Annotated in this window: 16 protein-coding genes; 9 read left to right on the top strand and 7 right to left on the bottom strand. The window is 62.3% G+C overall.

What is annotated here, in order from left to right; translation table 11 throughout:
- The first annotated feature begins 4 nt into the window (after positions 1 to 4).
- Positions 5 to 1,441: an aspartate kinase gene (locus B5M07_RS16460; protein ID WP_120352086.1), complete on the top strand. Its 1,437-nt coding sequence runs from the start codon at positions 5 to 7 to the stop codon at positions 1,439 to 1,441.
- Positions 1,442 to 1,787: 346 nt separating this feature from the next.
- On the opposite strand, the gene B5M07_RS16465 is transcribed toward B5M07_RS16460, so the two are convergent.
- A complete protein-coding gene (locus B5M07_RS16465; RefSeq protein ID WP_120352087.1) occupies positions 1,788 to 2,318 on the bottom strand; it encodes an invasion associated locus B family protein in 531 nt (176 codons plus the stop codon).
- Between the two features lie 180 nt (positions 2,319 to 2,498).
- Here B5M07_RS16465 and B5M07_RS16470 point away from each other — a divergent pair, with 180 nt between their 5' ends.
- Entirely contained in the window at positions 2,499 to 3,479 is a 981-nt protein-coding gene (locus B5M07_RS16470) for an asparaginase (protein ID WP_120352088.1), read from the top strand.
- Between the two features lie 54 nt (positions 3,480 to 3,533).
- Here the strand turns inward: B5M07_RS16470 and serB are convergent, their stop codons facing one another.
- On the bottom strand, positions 3,534 to 4,409 hold the full coding sequence (gene serB / locus B5M07_RS16475) for a phosphoserine phosphatase SerB (RefSeq protein ID WP_120352089.1): 876 nt from the start codon (positions 4,407 to 4,409) through the stop codon (positions 3,534 to 3,536).
- 154 nt (positions 4,410 to 4,563) lie between these two features.
- Here serB and B5M07_RS16480 point away from each other — a divergent pair, with 154 nt between their 5' ends.
- The 3 genes from B5M07_RS16480 to B5M07_RS16490 all read left to right on the top strand — a co-directional run bounded on the left by B5M07_RS16480 (position 4,564) and on the right by B5M07_RS16490 (position 8,263).
- On the top strand, positions 4,564 to 5,727 hold the full coding sequence (locus B5M07_RS16480) for a phosphoserine transaminase (RefSeq protein ID WP_120352090.1): 1,164 nt from the start codon (positions 4,564 to 4,566) through the stop codon (positions 5,725 to 5,727).
- Positions 5,728 to 5,806: 79 nt separating this feature from the next.
- Positions 5,807 to 7,402, top strand: a complete 1,596-nt coding sequence (serA, locus tag B5M07_RS16485; protein ID WP_067622990.1) for a phosphoglycerate dehydrogenase — start codon at positions 5,807 to 5,809, stop codon at positions 7,400 to 7,402.
- 132 nt (positions 7,403 to 7,534) lie between these two features.
- Positions 7,535 to 8,263, top strand: coding sequence for a metallophosphoesterase family protein (locus B5M07_RS16490; RefSeq protein ID WP_120352091.1), 729 nt, complete (start codon positions 7,535 to 7,537; stop codon positions 8,261 to 8,263).
- A gap of 5 nt (positions 8,264 to 8,268) precedes the next feature.
- Here B5M07_RS16490 and tdh read toward each other — a convergent pair whose 3' ends face one another.
- The 3 genes from tdh to B5M07_RS16505 form a co-directional block, all read right to left on the bottom strand.
- The gene (gene tdh, locus B5M07_RS16495) at positions 8,269 to 9,309 is read right to left on the bottom strand and encodes an L-threonine 3-dehydrogenase (RefSeq protein ID WP_120352092.1); all 1,041 of its coding nucleotides are present in this window, start codon (positions 9,307 to 9,309) and stop codon (positions 8,269 to 8,271) included.
- Positions 9,306 to 10,493 (bottom strand): glycine C-acetyltransferase, encoded by a 1,188-nt coding sequence (locus tag B5M07_RS16500; RefSeq protein ID WP_120352093.1) that lies wholly within the window; start codon positions 10,491 to 10,493, stop codon positions 9,306 to 9,308. Before B5M07_RS16500 ends, tdh begins: the two co-directional genes overlap by 4 nt.
- Before the next feature lie 94 nt (positions 10,494 to 10,587).
- A complete protein-coding gene (locus tag B5M07_RS16505; RefSeq protein ID WP_120352094.1) occupies positions 10,588 to 11,154 on the bottom strand; it encodes a helix-turn-helix domain-containing protein in 567 nt (188 codons plus the stop codon).
- 115 nt (positions 11,155 to 11,269) lie between these two features.
- On the opposite strand from B5M07_RS16505, the gene B5M07_RS16510 reads away from it, so the two are divergent.
- Positions 11,270 to 12,451, top strand: a complete 1,182-nt coding sequence (locus B5M07_RS16510) for an acetyl-CoA C-acyltransferase family protein (RefSeq protein ID WP_120352095.1) — start codon at positions 11,270 to 11,272, stop codon at positions 12,449 to 12,451.
- A 28-nt stretch (positions 12,452 to 12,479) separates the two neighbouring features.
- On the opposite strand, the gene ubiB is transcribed toward B5M07_RS16510, so the two are convergent.
- Together ubiB and ubiE are read right to left on the bottom strand one after the other, a co-directional pair.
- Positions 12,480 to 14,012: a 2-polyprenylphenol 6-hydroxylase gene (ubiB, locus tag B5M07_RS16515; RefSeq protein WP_120352096.1), complete on the bottom strand. Its 1,533-nt coding sequence runs from the start codon at positions 14,010 to 14,012 to the stop codon at positions 12,480 to 12,482.
- Positions 14,012 to 14,764: a bifunctional demethylmenaquinone methyltransferase/2-methoxy-6-polyprenyl-1,4-benzoquinol methylase UbiE gene (ubiE, locus tag B5M07_RS16520; RefSeq protein ID WP_120352097.1), complete on the bottom strand. Its 753-nt coding sequence runs from the start codon at positions 14,762 to 14,764 to the stop codon at positions 14,012 to 14,014. Before ubiE ends, ubiB begins: the two co-directional genes overlap by 1 nt.
- Before the next feature lie 100 nt (positions 14,765 to 14,864).
- Between ubiE and mutM the strand changes: the two genes are divergently transcribed.
- The 3 genes from mutM (at position 14,865) to rpsT (ending at position 16,995) form a co-directional block, all read left to right on the top strand.
- A complete protein-coding gene (mutM, locus tag B5M07_RS16525; RefSeq protein WP_120352098.1) occupies positions 14,865 to 15,716 on the top strand; it encodes a bifunctional DNA-formamidopyrimidine glycosylase/DNA-(apurinic or apyrimidinic site) lyase in 852 nt (283 codons plus the stop codon).
- 64 nt (positions 15,717 to 15,780) lie between these two features.
- Positions 15,781 to 16,557 (top strand): enoyl-CoA hydratase, encoded by a 777-nt coding sequence (locus tag B5M07_RS16530; protein ID WP_067622966.1) that lies wholly within the window; start codon positions 15,781 to 15,783, stop codon positions 16,555 to 16,557.
- A 174-nt stretch (positions 16,558 to 16,731) separates the two neighbouring features.
- A complete protein-coding gene (gene rpsT / locus B5M07_RS16535) occupies positions 16,732 to 16,995 on the top strand; it encodes a 30S ribosomal protein S20 (RefSeq protein ID WP_120352099.1) in 264 nt (87 codons plus the stop codon).
- Positions 16,996 to 17,415 lie beyond the last annotated feature (420 nt).

Below are 17,415 nucleotides of genomic sequence, written 5' to 3' on the forward strand. Positions count from 1 at the left end.
TTATATGACCAACCCGTCCCACACTGTCGAAAAAATCGGCGGGACGTCCATGTCCCGCGTGAACCAACTCAAGGATACGCTCTTTGTCGGTGACCGTAAGGGCGCGGACATTTACGGGCGCGTCTTCGTGGTCTCCGCCTTTGGCGGGATCACGAACCTGCTGCTGGAGCATAAAAAATCCGGCGAGCCGGGCGTCTATGCGCATCTTGCCAACGCCAGCAATGATCACGGCTGGCACGAAGCGCTGACCCGCGTGTCCGCAGAGATGCAGCGCGTGCACCGCGAAGTGCTGGAGCATCCCGGTGACATCGAGCAGGCCGACGCCTTTGTGTCCGAGCGCACCCACGGCGCCCGCAACTGCTTGATCGATCTGCAGCGTCTGTGCGCCTACGGCCACTTCCGCCTGTCGGAACACATGTTGCAGATCCGCGAGCTGCTGTCCGGTCTGGGCGAGGCGCATTCCGCTTTCGTCACCACAATCATGCTGCAACGCGCTGGTGTGAACGCCCGTTTCGTTGACCTGTCCGGTTGGCGCGATGAGGGCAATGTCACGCTGGACGAGCGCATCGCGCAGGCGATGGAGGGCATCGACCCGCATACGGAAATGCCCATCGTCACCGGCTATGCGCAATGCGCCGAAGGGCTGATGCGTGAGTTCGACCGTGGCTATTCAGAGGTGACCTTCTCCAAGCTCGCTGCCCTGACGGGTGCGCGTGAGGCGATCATTCACAAGGAATTCCACTTGTCGTCCTGCGATCCGAAACTGGTCGGCGAACATGCCGTCAAAAAGATCGGGCGCACGAACTATGACGTGGCGGATCAGCTGTCGAACATGGGGATGGAGGCGATCCACCCCAAGGCGGCCAAGACCCTGCGTCAGGCCGATGTGCCGCTGCGCGTGACCAACGCCTTTGAGCCCGAAGACCCCGGCACGCTGATCGACGACCGCAAGGCAGAAACGCCTGCAGTAGAGATCGTCACGGGTTTGGACATTGTCGCGTTTGAGCTGTTCGAACAGGACATGGTCGGCGTGAAAGGCTACGACACCGCGATTCTCGACGTGCTGACACGGCACAATGTACGAATCGTCTCGAAGGTGTCGAACGCCAATACGATCACGCACTACCTTGATGCGTCGCTCAAGACGATGCGCCGGGTGGAGAAGGATCTGGCACAGATCTATCCCGCTGCCGAGATCACGACGAAAACGCTGTCGATGGCCTCGGTCATCGGGCGTGACCTGAACGGGCTGTCGGTGTTGCAACGCGGTCTGGTGGCCATTGCCGAGGCCGGTCAGACGGCAATCGGTGCGAGCCAAGGGCCGCGCAACGTCGACGTGCAGTTCATCGTCGAGCGCGAGAGCCTGCAGCCGGTGATCAAAGCGCTGCACGGCGCGTTCATCGAGGAAGAGGCTGCGACACCGCTTTCGCGGGCGGCCTGACGCTGACATAGCTGATGCACTATGAGCCGCGGCTTCCGAAAGGAGGCCGCGGCTTTTTCATGTGAGGGCCATCGCCTGCCTGCGGGTCGGCGATCCAACATACTTTCGATACCACTTTGTAGCTCAACCATGATGTGCGCCCGCGAAGTCACACCCAGCCTCACTAAATCGCTACCCGGTCGCACCAGAGGTGCGCCCATCAAATTCTGGCACGCCTTTGGCGTGACGGGCGGGCAGGCGATGGCCCGGCGCCAGCGGCTATCCCAGGCCCGGGTGGCAACCTAGACCCGCAAACGAAAACGGCCCCGCAATTGCGAGGCCGTTCTTAAAAACATTCTGGCGGTTATCAACCGCCGCAGCGCTTCGCCGCATCTTCGACCGCCGCGGTAAAGCCCAGCAGCGAGAATGTGTCCTTGGTCTGCGTCCCGCGCGAGGACCGCGCTGTCAGCGTCGCATCCGCGCCGCGCTTCATTGCCGCGATGATCTTAGCATCATCCGCCGTGGTTGCCGGCCAGGCCCACTCGCCTTCGGTGAACAGCTCGAACTCATTGCCGGAAATGTTCATATTGACCGTCGATCCCGAGGCAAAAGGATACCCGCCGGTGAAGGCGACCTGACCCTTGGCCTCAGCCGAGGGGCGGTAGAATACCATCAGCAATGTCTGACCCCGGTTCACCGCCACCACACGCCCATCGCGCGTGTTGACGACTTCCTTGGGCGTTGAAACGCCCCAGCATTCTGTCGGGTTATCTTCTACAAAGACGCTCCAGTCGGTCTTGGCAGCCACCCGGTTGGTGCTCTGCTCCTGCGCCACAGCGCTGCTTGCCACAAGGGCGAGCGCCCCAAGTGCAAGACCACATGTCTTCATCATTCCCATCTGTCCAGCCTCCAGCCGTCCTTGACCTCAACACGTCCACAGACCCCGTCCGGGCAACCTTGGGCGGGTTGCTCTCTTGCGGGTGTCTGCTATCTGTTCGACACCAACCACAATAACGGCAAACGCGCGACCGACGAAACCCTGATTGGCAGGATTTCGCCCAGAAACAGGATGAACCTCATGACCAAAGCAGCCCCATTTGCGGAAATCTGGCGCGGGCCCTTTCTGGAAAGCGTTCATTCCGGTCATGCCGTGATCTGCGATGCGAGCGGCCAGATCGTCGAAGCATGGGGCGATCCGGAAAAGGTGATCCTGCCGCGTTCGTCTTCCAAGATGATCCAAGCGCTGCCGCTGATCAATTCCGGCGCGGCCGACAAAGCGGGACTGAGCACCGAACAGCTGGCCCTCGCCTGTGCCTCGCACCAAGGTGCCGCCATCCACACCGACCGGGTGGGCGTATGGCTCGACACGCTGGGGCTGAGTGACGACGACTTCCGCTGCGGCGCGCAAGAACCCAATGACCGCGACGCGATGGAGGGGCTGATCCGCGCGCATGAGAAACCCTGCCAGATCCACAACAACTGCTCAGGCAAACACGCGGGATTCCTCACGCTGAACAAGCACCTCGGCGGGGGGGCGGATTACGAAAAGCCCGATCACGCGGTGCAAAAAGCCTGCCTTGAAGCGTTTGAAACGGTCACCCAAGAAACCTCGCCCGGCTATGGCATCGACGGCTGTTCGGCCCCCAACCCGGCCTGCACCCTGCACGGCATGGCCCGCGCGATGGCCCATTTCGCCGCCGCCCCCGAAGGCTCTGCCGAGGCGCGCCTGCACAAAGCCATGCGCCTGCACCCCGAACTGGTCGCCGGCGAAGGCCGCGCCTGCACCGAATTGATGCGGGCAATGGACGGTAAGGTCGCGCTGAAAACCGGGGCCGAAGGCTTCTTCATCGCGATCTGGCCCGAGCGCAAGCTGGGCATCGCGCTCAAAGCCGCCTGCGGCACCACCCGCGCCGCCGAATGCGCGATCACCGCGCTGCTGGTCAAACTGGGCGCGTTGGACGCCAACCACCCCGCCGCGCTGAAGCGGATGAACACGCCGATCACCAACTGGCGCGGGCTTGAGACCGGGATGCTGAAACCAGCGGCGGAACTGCTGTAAGACTATCGCACTGCCACTTTGCTCTGACGAAGCGGCAGTGCCATGCGGGCAGTCTCAGCCCGCAAATTCGGCACGCGCATAGCCCTGTACGAACAGCAGCGCGGTCAAATCGCCAAAATTGATGCGGATGTCGCATTCCGCCGCGACAGAAGGCTTTGCGTGCAGCGCTACGCCCATGCCAGCCCGCCCCAACATGCCCAGATCATTGGCCCCGTCGCCCACGGCAATGACCTGATCCTCAGTAATCCCCAGCTTCGCGGTGATCTCTTCCAGCGCGGCGACTTTGGCCTCGCGCCCCAAGATCGGCAGGCCCACATCGCCGGTCAGCGCGGCCCCATCGACCAGCAGCGTATTGGCGCGGTTCTCATCAAAGCCCAGCATCTCGGCCACTTTGGCAGTAAAGGCAGTGAACCCGCCCGAAACCAACGCGGCATAGCCGCCGTTGGCCTTCATCGTGCCCACCAAGGCACCGCCGCCGGGCATCAGGGTGATCCGCTCGGCCAAAACCTTGTCGATGACAGCGGCCTCCAGCCCTTTCAACAGACCGACACGTTCGCGCAGCGCGCCGTCGAAGTCCAACTCACCGTTCATGGCGCGGGCGGTGATCTCTTTCACATGCGCGCCAACGCCTGCTTCTTCGGCCAATTCGTCGATGCATTCCTGCTGGATCATCGTGCTGTCCATATCGGCCAGCAGCATCTTCTTGCGGCGGCCTTCGCTGGGCACGATCACCAGATCGACGCCCATGGACTGGCAGCTTTCCCAAACATCCCAACGGTTTTCCGGCGTCTGGGCCAGCGAGAACTCCGCCGCCTCATCCGGGGCCAGCCAAAGCGCGTCGCCCCCGCCCCAAGCGTTGCGCAGGCTTTCAACCAGCGCCGCATCGAGGGAGGGGTTGGAGGGGGAGGTCAACAAGATTGCCGTGAACATAAGTTTCCGATCCGCATCATTCGCGCCGCGCAAAGCGACATGACCGGCGTCCTAGCGCCATTTTGCGACTTGCGCCAGTCCAGCCTCCCCGCGTATGCCGACAAGTGGGACACCCTTCCCCAACGAAGGGCGATTATCTGAGAGGGTAGCATAAATGGCTATTACACAACCGGCATCGCGCCCGGACACGAAACCTGTTGCCGTACCGGCAAATCCGCGTTTCTCTTCCGGCCCCTGCGCCAAAATCCCCACATTCGATCTGACCAAGCTGGCGGACGCACCATTGGGCCGCAGCCACCGTGCCGCACCCGGCAAGGCCAAACTGCTCGAGGCAATCGAGACCACCCGCGAGGTGCTGGGCGTGCCTGCGGATTACCGCATCGGCATCGTGCCCGCCTCTGACACCGGCGCATTCGAGATGGCCATGTGGTCGCTCTTGGGCGAACGCCCAGCTGAGATGGTCGCATGGGAATCCTTCGGCGCAGGCTGGGTCACCGATGTGGTCAAACAGCTGAAAATTGAAGCGCAGGTTCACACCGCCGAATACGGCGAGATCGTAGACATGGCCGCGCTGAACTATGACAATGACGTCTGCTTCACTTGGAACGGCACCACCTCCGGCGTGCGCATGGCGAACGGCGACGCGATCCCTGCGGACCGCGCGGGTCTGACGCTCTGCGATGCCACCTCGGCGGCCTTCGCGATGGACCTGCCCTGGGACAAGCTGGATGTGACGACCTTCTCTTGGCAGAAGGTGCTGGGCGGCGAAGCGGCGCATGGCATGCTGATCCTCAGCCCTCGCGCAGTTGAGCGGCTGGAAAGCTACACCCCCGCATGGCCCCTGCCGAAAATCTTCCGCCTGACCAAAGGCGGCAAGCTGAACGAGGGCATCTTTAAGGGCGAGACGATCAACACGCCGTCGATGCTCTGCGTCGAAGATTACCTGCTGGCGCTTGATTGGGCGAAATCCGTGGGCGGCCTCAAGGGGCTGATCGCACGGGCCGATGCCAATACGGCGGCCATCGCCGAATTCGTGGAGGCGCATGACTGGATCGACTTCCTCGCCACCGATCCGGCGACACGGTCCAACACCTCGGTCTGCCTGAAGTTCACCGATGACCGCATTCAGGACGGTGCAGCCTTTGCCAAGGCCGTGGCCAAACGGCTTGCGGACGAGGGTGCGGCGCTCGACATTGGCGCCTACCGCGATGCCCCTCCGGGCCTGCGCATCTGGTGCGGCGGCACGGTTGAAACGGCTGATATCGAAGCGATGCTGCCGTGGCTCGAATGGGCCTTTGAAGCCGAAATCAACGCCTAATCAACGCCTAAAGCATTCCGGCGGGCGCGTGATCCCACGCGCCGCCCCTGCCCCCATATTTTTGAAAAGGACCACAAAAATGGCTCCCAAAGTACTCATCTCCGACAGCCTGTCGGAAGCCGCCGTTCAAATCTTTCGCGACCGTGGCATCGACGTTGATTTCCAGCCCGATCTGGGCAAGGACAAAGACAAACTGGCCGAAGTTATCGGCAACTATGACGGCCTCGCGATCCGCTCCGCCACCAAGGTGACGGAAAAGATCCTCGCCAATGCGCCGAACCTCAAAGTGGTCGGCCGCGCGGGCATCGGCACCGACAACATCGACAAAGAAGCCGCGTCGAAACAGGGTGTGATCGTCATGAACACGCCCTTCGGCAACATGATCACCACTGCTGAACATGCCATCGCGATGATGTTCGCCGTGGCACGTCAAATCCCCGAAGCGTCGGCCTCCACCCACGCGGGCAAATGGGAAAAGTCTAAGTTTATGGGCGTCGAGCTCACCGGCAAGACGCTGGGCGTCATCGGCGCGGGCAACATCGGCGGCATCGTTTGCGACCGCGCGCGGGGCCTCAAGATGAAAGTCGTGGCCTATGACCCCTTCTTGGGCGAAGAAAAAGCCGAGAAGATGGGCGTCGAAAAGGTCGAGTTGGACGAGCTGCTGACTCGCGCCGATTTCATCACCCTCCATGTTCCCTTCACCGAGCAGACGGCGAATATCCTCAGCCGCGAGAACCTTGAAAAGACCAAGCCCGGCGTGCGTATCATCAACTGTGCCCGCGGCGGTCTGGTTGACGAAGAGGCACTGGCCGACCTGTTGAAATCTGGCCATGTGGCGGGCGCGGGTTTCGATGTCTTCGCCGAGGAACCAGCCAAGGAGAACCCGCTGTTCAACCTGCCCAACGTGGTCTGCACGCCGCACCTTGGTGCCGCGACCACCGAAGCGCAGGAAAACGTGGCCCTGCAAGTGGCCGAGCAGATGTCGGACTACCTGCTGACCGGCGCCGTGACCAACGCGCTGAACATGCCATCGGTCACCGCCGAAGAAGCCAAGGTCATGGGCCCATGGGTCAAACTGGCCGGTCACCTCGGCGCGTTCATCGGCCAGATGACCGACGAGCCGATCAAGGCGATCAACATCCTTTATGACGGCTCCGTCGCACAGATGAACCTCAAGGCGCTGAACTGCGGCGTCGTGGCGGGCATCATGAAACGCGCCAACCCGGATGTGAACATGGTTTCCGCCCCCGTGGTCGCCCGCGAAAAGGGCATTCAGATCAGCACCACCAACCAAGACAAATCCGGCGTCTTCGACGGCTATGTCAAAGTGACCGTGGTGACCGAAAAGCGCGAGCGCTCCATCGCGGGCACCGTGTTCTCGGACGGCAAGCCGCGCTTTATCCAGATCAAAGGCATCACCATCGACGCCGAGATCGGGGAGCACATGCTCTACACAACCAACGAAGACGTGCCGGGCATTATCGGCACCTTGGGCCAGACCATGGGCGAAAACGGCGTGAACATCGCCAACTTCACCTTGGGCCGCCACACCGCCAAGGGCGAGGCGATTGCCCTGCTCTATGTCGACGATCAGGTGCCAGAAACCGTGATCGGCAAGCTGCGCGACACCGGCATGTTCCGGCAGATCAAGCCGCTGCAATTCGACGTGGCCTGAGACCTCCCCCTGCACAAACTTAAAGCGCCCCCTCGCGGGGCGCTTTTGCTTTCGGGCGCATCCTTTGACTGAGCCTTTCCTTCGCGGTGGCTTTGCGGCATCACGAGGGGGTGCAGAAGGATAGGAACGAATATGCCCAGCCCCATCTACGCCATCGGAGACATCCACGGTTACGCCGCCGAGCTTGAGCGCGTGTTAACCTTGATCGAAGAAGACGGCGGGCCGGACGCGCGCATCGTCTTCCTTGGCGATTACACCGACCGCGGCCCCGACAGCAAAGCGGTGATCGAACGGCTGGCACAGGGCAAGGCCGAGGGCCGCAACTGGACCTTCCTCATGGGCAATCATGACCGCATGTTCCGCTGGTTCATGGAGGATTTCCCCCGCCATGATCCGCTCTTGCTCGTTGAACTTAACTGGCTGAACCCGCGTTTGGGCGGCGACACGACGCTCGGATCCTACGGGGTTTCGGTCAGCGGGCGCGACCGGATGTCAGAGGTACACGAGAAAGCCCGCGAAGCGGTGCCGCAGGCGCATGTGGACTTCCTGAAAACCCTCGCCCTGTCGCATCAGACACCCGACCTGTTCTTTGCCCATGCGGGCATCCGCCCCGAAGTGCCGCTGGACGCGCAGCGCGAGGATGATCTGCTGTGGATCCGCAAGGAGTTTCACGAATACACCGCGCCCCATCCCAAGCTGGTCGTCCACGGCCACACGCCGGTGGACAGCGCCATGCATTACGGCAACCGGGTGAACCTCGACACCGGCGCGGGCTACGGCAAACCGCTTTGTGCGGCGGTGTTCGAGGGGGATGAGGTTTGGGTGCTGACCCAGCAGGGGCGCAATCGCCTGCGCCCCTGAGTGGCTTAGCTCCAGTCAAGCACGACCTTGCCCGACTGGCCCGATTTCATCGCGGCAAAGCCCTGCTCGAAATCATCGACCCCGAAGCGATGGGTGATGATGGCGGAGACATCGAGCCCGTTCTCCAACATGGCGATCATCTTGTACCAGGTCTCGAAAATCTCGCGGCCATAGACGCCTTTGATGGTGATCGCCTTGAAAACGATACGGCTCCAATCCACCGGCGATTTCCCCGGCGGGATGCCCAGCATCGCGATGCGCCCGCCCATGGTCATGGCCTCAACCATCTGATCCAGCGCCTGCTGGTTGCCCGACATTTCAAGCCCCACGTCAAAGCCCTGTTTCATCTTCAGCCGGGGGATCACGTCGGCCAAATCCTCTTCGGCCACGTTCACTGTCACCACGTCGGCGACCTTTTCCGCCAGCGCCAGCCTGTCGGGGTTCACATCCGTGACCACCACATGCCGCGCGCCGACATGCCGCGCCACCGCCGCCGCCATGATGCCGATGGGCCCCGCGCCAGTGATCAACACATCCTCACCCACCAGATCAAAACTTAACGCTGTGTGCACCGCATTGCCCAAGGGATCGAGGATCGCGCCGATGTCGTCGGAAATCTCATCGGGCAGCGGCACCACATTGAACGCGGGCAGCCGCAGATATTGCGCAAAGGCCCCCTGTTCGTTTACCCCGATGCCCCGCGTCGCGGGATCAAGGTGGAACTTCCCCGCACGGCTTTGGCGTGACTGTTTGCCGATCAGATGCCCCTCGCCCGAGCAACGCTGCCCGATCTCAAGCCCTTCGACATTGCGGCCCAACTCGACGATCTCGCCCGCGAACTCATGGCCCGTGATCAGCCCCACCGGCACCGTCCCGGCAGCCCAATCGTCCCAGTTCCAGATGTGGATATCGGTGCCACAGATGCCGGTCTTGTTGATCTTGATCAGCACGTCCTCGGGGCCGATCTCGGGCACTGGCGCATGGGTCATCCACAGCCCCTCGCGGGGGTGCAGCTTGGCCAGCGCTTTCATTTCATTCGTGGTCATTCGATCACCCCACAGGCTTTGCCCGCGACTTCGAATGCCGTCAACGCGCGGTCAAGTTGCTCGCGGGTCAGTGCCGCGTTCATCTGCGTGCGGATGCGCGCCTGACCGCGCGGCACCACCGGGAAGAAGAAGCCCGAGACATAGACCCCCTCCTCGAAAAGCCGTGCGGCCATGTCCTGCGCCAACTGCGCCTCGCCCAGCATGACGGGCACGATGGGGTGTTCACCGGGCAGCAGGTCAAAGCCCAACTTCTCCAGCCCCGCGCGCCAGTATTTCGTATTCTCGAAAAGGCGTGCACGCAGATCATCGCCGTCTTCGACCAGTTCCAGCGCCCGGATGCCGGCACGCACGATCGACGACGGCAGGGAGTTGGAAAACAGATAGGGCCGCGCGCGCTGGCGCAGTAGGTCGATCACCGGCTGCGGCCCTGCGATATAGCCGCCGATGGCCCCACCAAGCGCCTTGCCCAGCGTGCCGGTCACGATGTCGACCTTGACCCCGTGATGCGCGGGCGTGCCTGCACCCTTCGGCCCCATGAAGCCGGTGGAATGGCAGTCATCGACCATCACCAGCGCCTCATATTTCTCGGCCAGTGCGGTGATCTCGGGCAGGTTCGCCAGATAGCCGTCCATGGAGAAGACCCCGTCGGTCGCGATCATGATGAACCGCGCGCCATCCTCGCGGGCCTGCTTCAGCTTGGCCTCAAGATCCGCCATGTCGCTGTTGGCATAGCGGTAGCGTTTCGCCTTGCACAGACGAATGCCGTCGATGATCGAGGCATGGTTCAGCGCGTCTGAAATCACCGCGTCCTCCGGCCCCAGCAGCGGCTCGAACAGCCCGCCGTTGGCGTCGAAACAGGCGGCGAAGAGGATCGAATCGTCATGCCCGAGAAAGCCCGCCAGCTTCTGCTCCAACTCGCGGTGGATGTCCTGCGTGCCGCAGATAAAGCGGACCGAGGCCATGCCGAATCCTTTCTCGTCCATCGCCTCTTTGGCGGTGGCGATCAACTCGGGATGATCGGCGAGGCCGAGATAGTTGTTGGCGCAGAGGTTGATGACCCCGCGGTCACCCACCGCGATCTCCCCGCCCTGCGGGGTGGTGATGAGCCGCTCGCGCTTCATCATGCCCTCGGCGTCGATCTCGGCTAGGGTGTCGGTGACATGGGATAGAAATGCTTGGGTCATGAGGCTCTCCTTTTCAGGGAGCATCTACCATAACGGAGGCCGTTCCGAAATAGAGGATTTCCGAAATGGCGGATTTATTCCGATATACCGGAGATCAGGCATCTTGCACCACCAAAAAGGCACGCACCGGCCCAGCGGTCGCGCGGATCGCATGGGGCACGTCGGCGGCATAGCGGGCCGTGTCTCCGGCCTGCAACTGCTCTGTCCCCATACCGCTGGTCACTTCGACTGCCCCCTCGAAAACGCTCAGATGCTCGCGCGCGCCGCGGGTATGCGGCGCACTGTCGAGCATGCCACCTTCGGCGATGAGCAGTTCGTAAACCTCGTGATGCCCGGCCTCTTCGGGCGGGGACAAGATGCGGATCCGGCAGCCTGACCCAAGGTTGCTGATCGTCGGCACGGCGGCGCTGCGCAGCACTTCGATCTGAGCCTCTGTCGGCGCACCATCCAAAAGCCCGGCGAAATCCACCTGCAAGGCGCGCGTGAGGTTCCACAGCGTGGCGATCGTAGGGCTCGATTCGCCGCGCTCGATCTGGCTCACCATGGAGCGCGACACGCCCGAAAGCTTGGCCACCGCATCAAGCGAAAGCCCCTGCCCCTGTCGCGCCGCTTTCAAGCGGGCGGGCAGCTGTGTCAGGATCTTGTCTGTGTTGTCCGTCATGACGGATATGTCGCGCGGCGCCCCGCCCCTGTCAAGCCGCGCTTTGACGGGACGTTTCCACTGACTTTGCCCCGCCCCCGGCCCATAGTGCTGGCAACGACCAAAGGAGAGTTTCATGTCAGACGATATCGTCATCCTGAGCGGTGCGCGCAGCGCCATCGGCACTTTCGGCGGCAGCCTTGCCGGCACCCCACCCACCAAGCTTGGCAGCACCGTCGCGGCAGCGGCGATGGAGCGTGCGGGCGTCAGCCCTGACCAGATCGGCCATGTGGTTTTTGGCACCGTCATCAACACCGAGCCGCGCGACATGTACCTCAGCCGCGTCGCCGCGCGCGATGCGGGCGTGCCGGATGAAGTGCCCGCGATGAACGTGAACCGCCTGTGCGGTTCGGGCGTGCAGGCGCTGGTCTCGGCGACCCAAAGCCTGATGCTGGGCGATGCGGATTTCGCCCTTGCTGGCGGAGCCGAGAGCATGTCGCGCGCGCCTTACATTCTGCCCGATGCCCGCTGGGGCCAGAAAATGGGCGATGTCCGCAGCCTCGACATGCTTTTGGGCACGCTGAACTGCCCCTTCGGCACCGGCCACATGGGGGTCACGGCCGAGAATGTCGCGGATGAACATACCATCACCCGCGAGGAGATGGACGCCTTTGCCCTGCAAAGCCAAGAACGCGCAGCGGCGGCCATCGCGGCGGGGCATTTCAAGGATCAGATCGTGCCGGTCGACGTAAAGGTCAAGCGCGACATGGTGCCCTTTGACACCGATGAACACCCCAAGGCCACCACGGCCGAGGCGCTGGCCGGGCTGCGCCCCGTATTCCAGAAGGACGGGCGCGTCACAGCGGGCAATGCCAGCGGTATCAACGACGGTGCCGCGGCGCTGGTGCTGGCCCGCGCCGGGGCAGCCGAGGCCGCCGGGCTCACGCCCCGTGCGCGCATCCTTGGCTACGCCCATGCCGGTGTGCGCCCCGAAGTCATGGGCATCGGCCCGGTTCCCGCTGTCCGCCGCCTGCTGGAGCGCACCGGCCTGAAGGCCGATGATTTCGATGTGATCGAAAGCAACGAGGCCTTCGCCAGCCAAGCGCTGGCGGTGAGCAAGGAGTTGGGATTCGACCCGGCAAAAGTGAACCCCAACGGCGGGGCCATCGCCCTTGGTCACCCGGTCGGCGCGACCGGGGCGATCATCACCGTGAAAGCGCTTTATGAGTTGGAGCGGATTGGCGGCAAGCGCGCGTTGATCACCATGTGCATCGGCGGCGGGCAAGGCATCGCCATGGCCATCGAACGTATTGCCTGAATGCGGGGGGCCTCCGCGGCCCCCTGCCCTAAAGCAGCGCGCCGATCAGGGCGATTGTGGTGGCCCCGGCAATGCCGGACATCACCGCAGTCGCCGCGATGTAGCGCCAGAACCGCGGGCGGCGCTCTGGCTGCTCCTCGGCCTGACGGTTCAGCGCCTGTTCGACCAGCCCCGGCAAACGCGGACCAAAGCGGGCCATGACCATCGCCGTGTCGCGCAGATCAGAAACGATCGCGCGCGGCCCTAGCGACTTGGTGATGTAATCGGTCACAATCGGGCTCGCGACTTCCCAGATGTTGATATGCGGGTTGAGCGAGCGGGCCACGCCCTCAACCACGACCATCGTGCGTTGCAGCAAGATCAGCTCGGTCCGGGTTTCCATGCCGAAACGCTCAGTCACTTCAAAGAGGTAGGTCAGCAGCCGCGCCATGGAAATGCGGGTGGCATCCATGCCGAAAATCGGCTCGCCCACCGCGCGCAGGGCGCGGGCGAATTCATCGACATCCTTGTCGGCAGGCACATAACCCGCCTCAAAATGCACCTTGGCCACGCGCAGGTAATCGCGGCGGATAAAGCCATAGAGGATCTCGGCATAGACGCGGCGGGTATAGCTGTCGATATGACCCATGATGCCGAAGTCATAGGCGATGATATCGCCATTGGCCGCGACCTTGAGGTTGCCTTGGTGCATGTCGGCGTGGAAATAACCGTCGCGCAGGGCGTGTTGCAAAAAGAGTTGCAGCACCCGTTCCGACAGCGCTACCCGGTCGTGACCCGCCGCATCCAGCGCGGCGTTGTCGCCCAGCGGCAGACCATCGGCCCAGCCCAGCGTCATCACGCGGCGGCCCGAATAATTCCATTTGATCTCAGGCAGTTGAAATCCGGTGTCATCTTTGGTGTTGGCGGCAAACTCCGACGCGGCAGAGCTTTCCAGCCGCAGGTCCAACTCCCCCCGCACAACGCCGTCGAAATGCTCGATCACCTCCATCGGGCGCAATCGGCGCGATCCGGGAGAGAAGATTTCGGCCATGCGGGCGGCAAGATAGAAAGCGTCGATGTCCTTGCGGAAGGCTTTTTCGATGCCGGGGCGCAGGACTTTGACGGCGACCTCTTCGCCGGTCTCGGCCAGTCGTGCATGGTGGACCTGCGCGATAGAGGCCGCGGCGACGGGTTCGCTGAACTCAGAGAAAATCGCGCTGACCGGCTCACCCAACTCCTGCTCGACCGCCCTGCGGGCCAGCGCCGTGTCAAAAGGCGGCAGCTTGTCTTGCAAGACACGCAGTTGCACAGCCAGATCATCCCCAACCACGTCGGGCCGGGTCGAAAGCACCTGACCGAATTTGATGTAGGCCGGGCCAAGCGCGGTCAGCGCGCGGGTGGCGGGCGGCATGGTCGGGTCGCCTTTGTAGCCCAGCCATTTGAACGGCAGGCCAAGCGCGCGGGCCACGAAACGCAGCGCCGGGGAAGCATCGAAAGCATCCAGCACCACATTCATCGCGCCCGCGCGTTCCAACGTCGCGCCGGTGCGGATCAGCCGCCAAATGTTGTGAGGTCCGCGCATCAGAGTTTCCAGCCCGAATGCAGCGCCGCGATGCCCATGCTCAGGTTGCGGTATTTGGCCTGCCCGAAACCGGCCGTGCGTACCATCGACAGAAACGTTTCCTGATCGGGGAAATTGCGGATCGATTCGACCAGATACTGATAGCTGTCGCGGTCGCCCGCGATGGCTTGCCCCATGCGCGGGATCACGTTGAAACTGTAGAGGTCATAGGCTTTTTGCATCGCCGGGTTGGGCAGCTGGCTGAACTCCAACACCATCAGGCGGCCACCGGGGCGCAGCACGCGGTACGCTTCGTTCAGCGCCTCTTGGGGGCGGGTCACGTTCCGGATGCCAAAGCTGATTGTATAGACATCAAAGGTGTTGTCGGGAAACGGCAGTGCCATGGCATCGCCCACCACCCAATCAAGGCTGCCGGTCAGGCTGTCGGCCTCGGCGCGTTTGCGGCCTTCGACCAGCATCGGCTCGGTGAGGTCGAGCACCGTCGCATGTCCGTGGCCCGCGCGGCCCAGAAACTTGAACGACACATCGCCCGTGCCACCCGCCACATCCAGCAACTTCTGACCGGGGCGCGGGGCGAGCCAATCCATCATCGCTTCTTTCCAGACGCGGTGGATGCCCATGCTCATCACATCGTTCATGATGTCGTATTTGCTGGCGACGGAGTTGAACACACCCTGCACGCGACCTGCTTTTTCATCCTCGGGTACGGTCTCGAACCCGAAATGGGTGGTTTTGTCGGCGTCCTGGGTCATCTGCTCTTGCGATCCTCTGGTTCAGTCCCTTGTTATAGGGTGCCGTAGGCTGGGGACAATGCGTGCCTTTTGTCACAGGCAAGCCAGAGGGGAAACCGAGATGCCGGAACTGCCAGAGGTCGAAACCGTCCGCCGAGGGCTGGCCCCCGCGATGGAGGGGCAGGTGATTGCCCGCGCTGAGGTGAACCGCCCCGATCTGCGCTGGCCCTTCCCCGAACGGATGGCAGAGCGGCTGACTGGGCAGCGAGTCGGGCTGCTGCGACGACGGTCGAAATACATCCTCGCCGATCTGGAGGGTGGGGAATCGCTGTTGGTGCATTTGGGCATGTCCGGGCGGATGCTCGTCTCGGGTGACCCGCTGGGGCAGTTTCAGCACAACCACCCCGCCCCAGAGAAACATGACCACGTCGTGTTGCATATGGGTAACGGTGCGCGGATCACCTTTAACGACCCGCGCCGTTTTGGCGCGATGGATCTGATGCCCACGGCGGGGGCCGAAACGCATAAACTGCTGGCCTCGCTCGGGCCGGAACCCTTAGGCAATGACTTTCACGAAGCGCATCTGGTGGCCGCGCTGAAAGGGCGCAACACACCGATCAAATCCGCCCTGCTGGATCAGCGGATCGTGGCGGGTTTGGGAAATATCTACGTCTGCGAAGCACTTTACCGCGCAGGGATTCACCCCGCCCGCAAGGCCGGGCGCATCTCGGCCACGCGGATCGCCGGGCTGGTGCCGATCATCCGCGAGGTGCTGGCCGATGCCATCACGGCGGGGGGATCCTCGCTCAAGGACTTCCGGCAGGCGGACGGCGAATTGGGCTATTTCCAGCACAGCTTCGATGTCTACGGACGAGAGGGGCAACCCTGCCGCCGACCGGGCTGCGACGGCACCATCGGGCGCATCGTACAAAGCGGGCGGTCTTCCTTCTATTGTCCGCGCTGCCAAAGATAACTTGAAACATGGGGGTGCCGTGGTATGCACATTCCCCTGAGCGCAACAACAAAGAGCATTCTCGATGGCTTACGAAACGATCACCGTGGACGTGGACAACCATGTGGCCCTGATCACCCTCAACCGCCCGGATGCGCTGAACGCGCTCAACGACGCGTTGCTGGGTGAATTGGCCAAAGCGCTGAAAGGCGCACAGGAAAACGACAAGGTGCGTTGCATCGTCATCACCGGGTCGGAAAAGGCATTCGCTGCCGGGGCCGACATCGCGATGATGCGCGATCAAAGCTTTGTTGACGTCTTCATGGGTGATCTCTTCACGCCCGAGACCGATCAAATCCTGCGCGTGCGCAAGCCGATCATCGCAGCCGTGTCGGGCTATGCCTTGGGCGGTGGCTGCGAATTGGCGATGATGTGCGATTTCATCATCTGTTCGGAAAGCGCCAAGTTCGGCCAGCCTGAGATCAACCTTGGTGTCGTGGCAGGCATCGGCGGCACCCAGCGTCTGACGCGCCTTGTGGGCAAGTCCAAAGCGATGGACATGAACCTGACGGGCCGTTTCATGGATGCCGAAGAAGCCGAACGCTCGGGCCTTGTGTCGCGCGTTGTGCCGGTCAAAAAGCTGATGGAAGAAGCCATGGCCGCCGCTGGCAAGATTGCCGAAAAATCCATGATCTCGGCCACCGTGGTCAAGGAATGCGTGAACCGCGCCTATGAGGTGCCGCTGAGCGAAGGCCTGTTGTTCGAGCGCCGCATGTTCCATTCGCTGTTCAACACCGAAGACCAGAAAGAAGGCATGTCGGCCTTTCTTGAAAAGCGCGAAGCGCAGTTCCGCGACAAATAAGCGATTCCAGTGGCGCGGCTTGCATTGCCGCGCCTGCTGTCTTATAGGCAGCCCCAATACATGCGCGTGCAGCCCGCTCTGGCTAGAATCACCTGCCCTTTGGGGGCCCGGATTTCCGGTAGGGTTGGCGTCACGCATTGCTACGCAACAAAATGAACCCGAAGGCTGATACTCATGGCAAACACAACACAATCCGCAAAGCGCGCACGTCAAAACGAGAAACGTTTTGCGATCAATAAAGCCCGTCGTTCGCGCATCCGCACCTACCTGCGCAAAGTCGAAGAGGCGATCACCTCCGGTGATAAAGAAGCCGCAACCGCCGCTTTGAAAGTCGCCCAGCCCGAGCTGATGCGCGGCGTCACCAAAGGCGTTTTCCACAAAAACACCGCTTCGCGCAAAATGTCGCGTCTGTCCGCACGGGTCAAAGCACTGGGTTAATACGGCTCCACAGCCAACCCTTTGAAAGACAAGAGGCGCCGCATTGCGGCGCCTTTTTTCGTGCGGGTGCAGCGAAAAAAACACGCCAGAGATTCTTTTCAGGCAATCTCTGAGTCAAGATGGAAGATATGTTGAAGCGGACCGGAAACACTTGCTACCAAAGGTCCAGCGATTCATTTCGCTTGGGGGGACAGGCCCTGAACAAGGTGTCAGCCGACTGGCAGAATGCCAAGTTCAGGGGGGTGCAAGTGACCGTGTAAAAACGGCCCCGCGCACTGTCGTGAATGCTGCTGCCAGCACGTTTACCCTGTCGATGAGAACATGAACGGTTCGTTCAGCGCCTCTTGCGCCGGTTTACGGCGCATCAGGCTTATGGGCTTGCCATTCTTTTAAAGTCCGAAGGACACAGGTCGGTCATCC

It is taken from the genome of Sulfitobacter sp. D7, assembly GCF_003611275.1.
Lineage (GTDB): Bacteria > Pseudomonadota > Alphaproteobacteria > Rhodobacterales > Rhodobacteraceae > Sulfitobacter > Sulfitobacter profundi.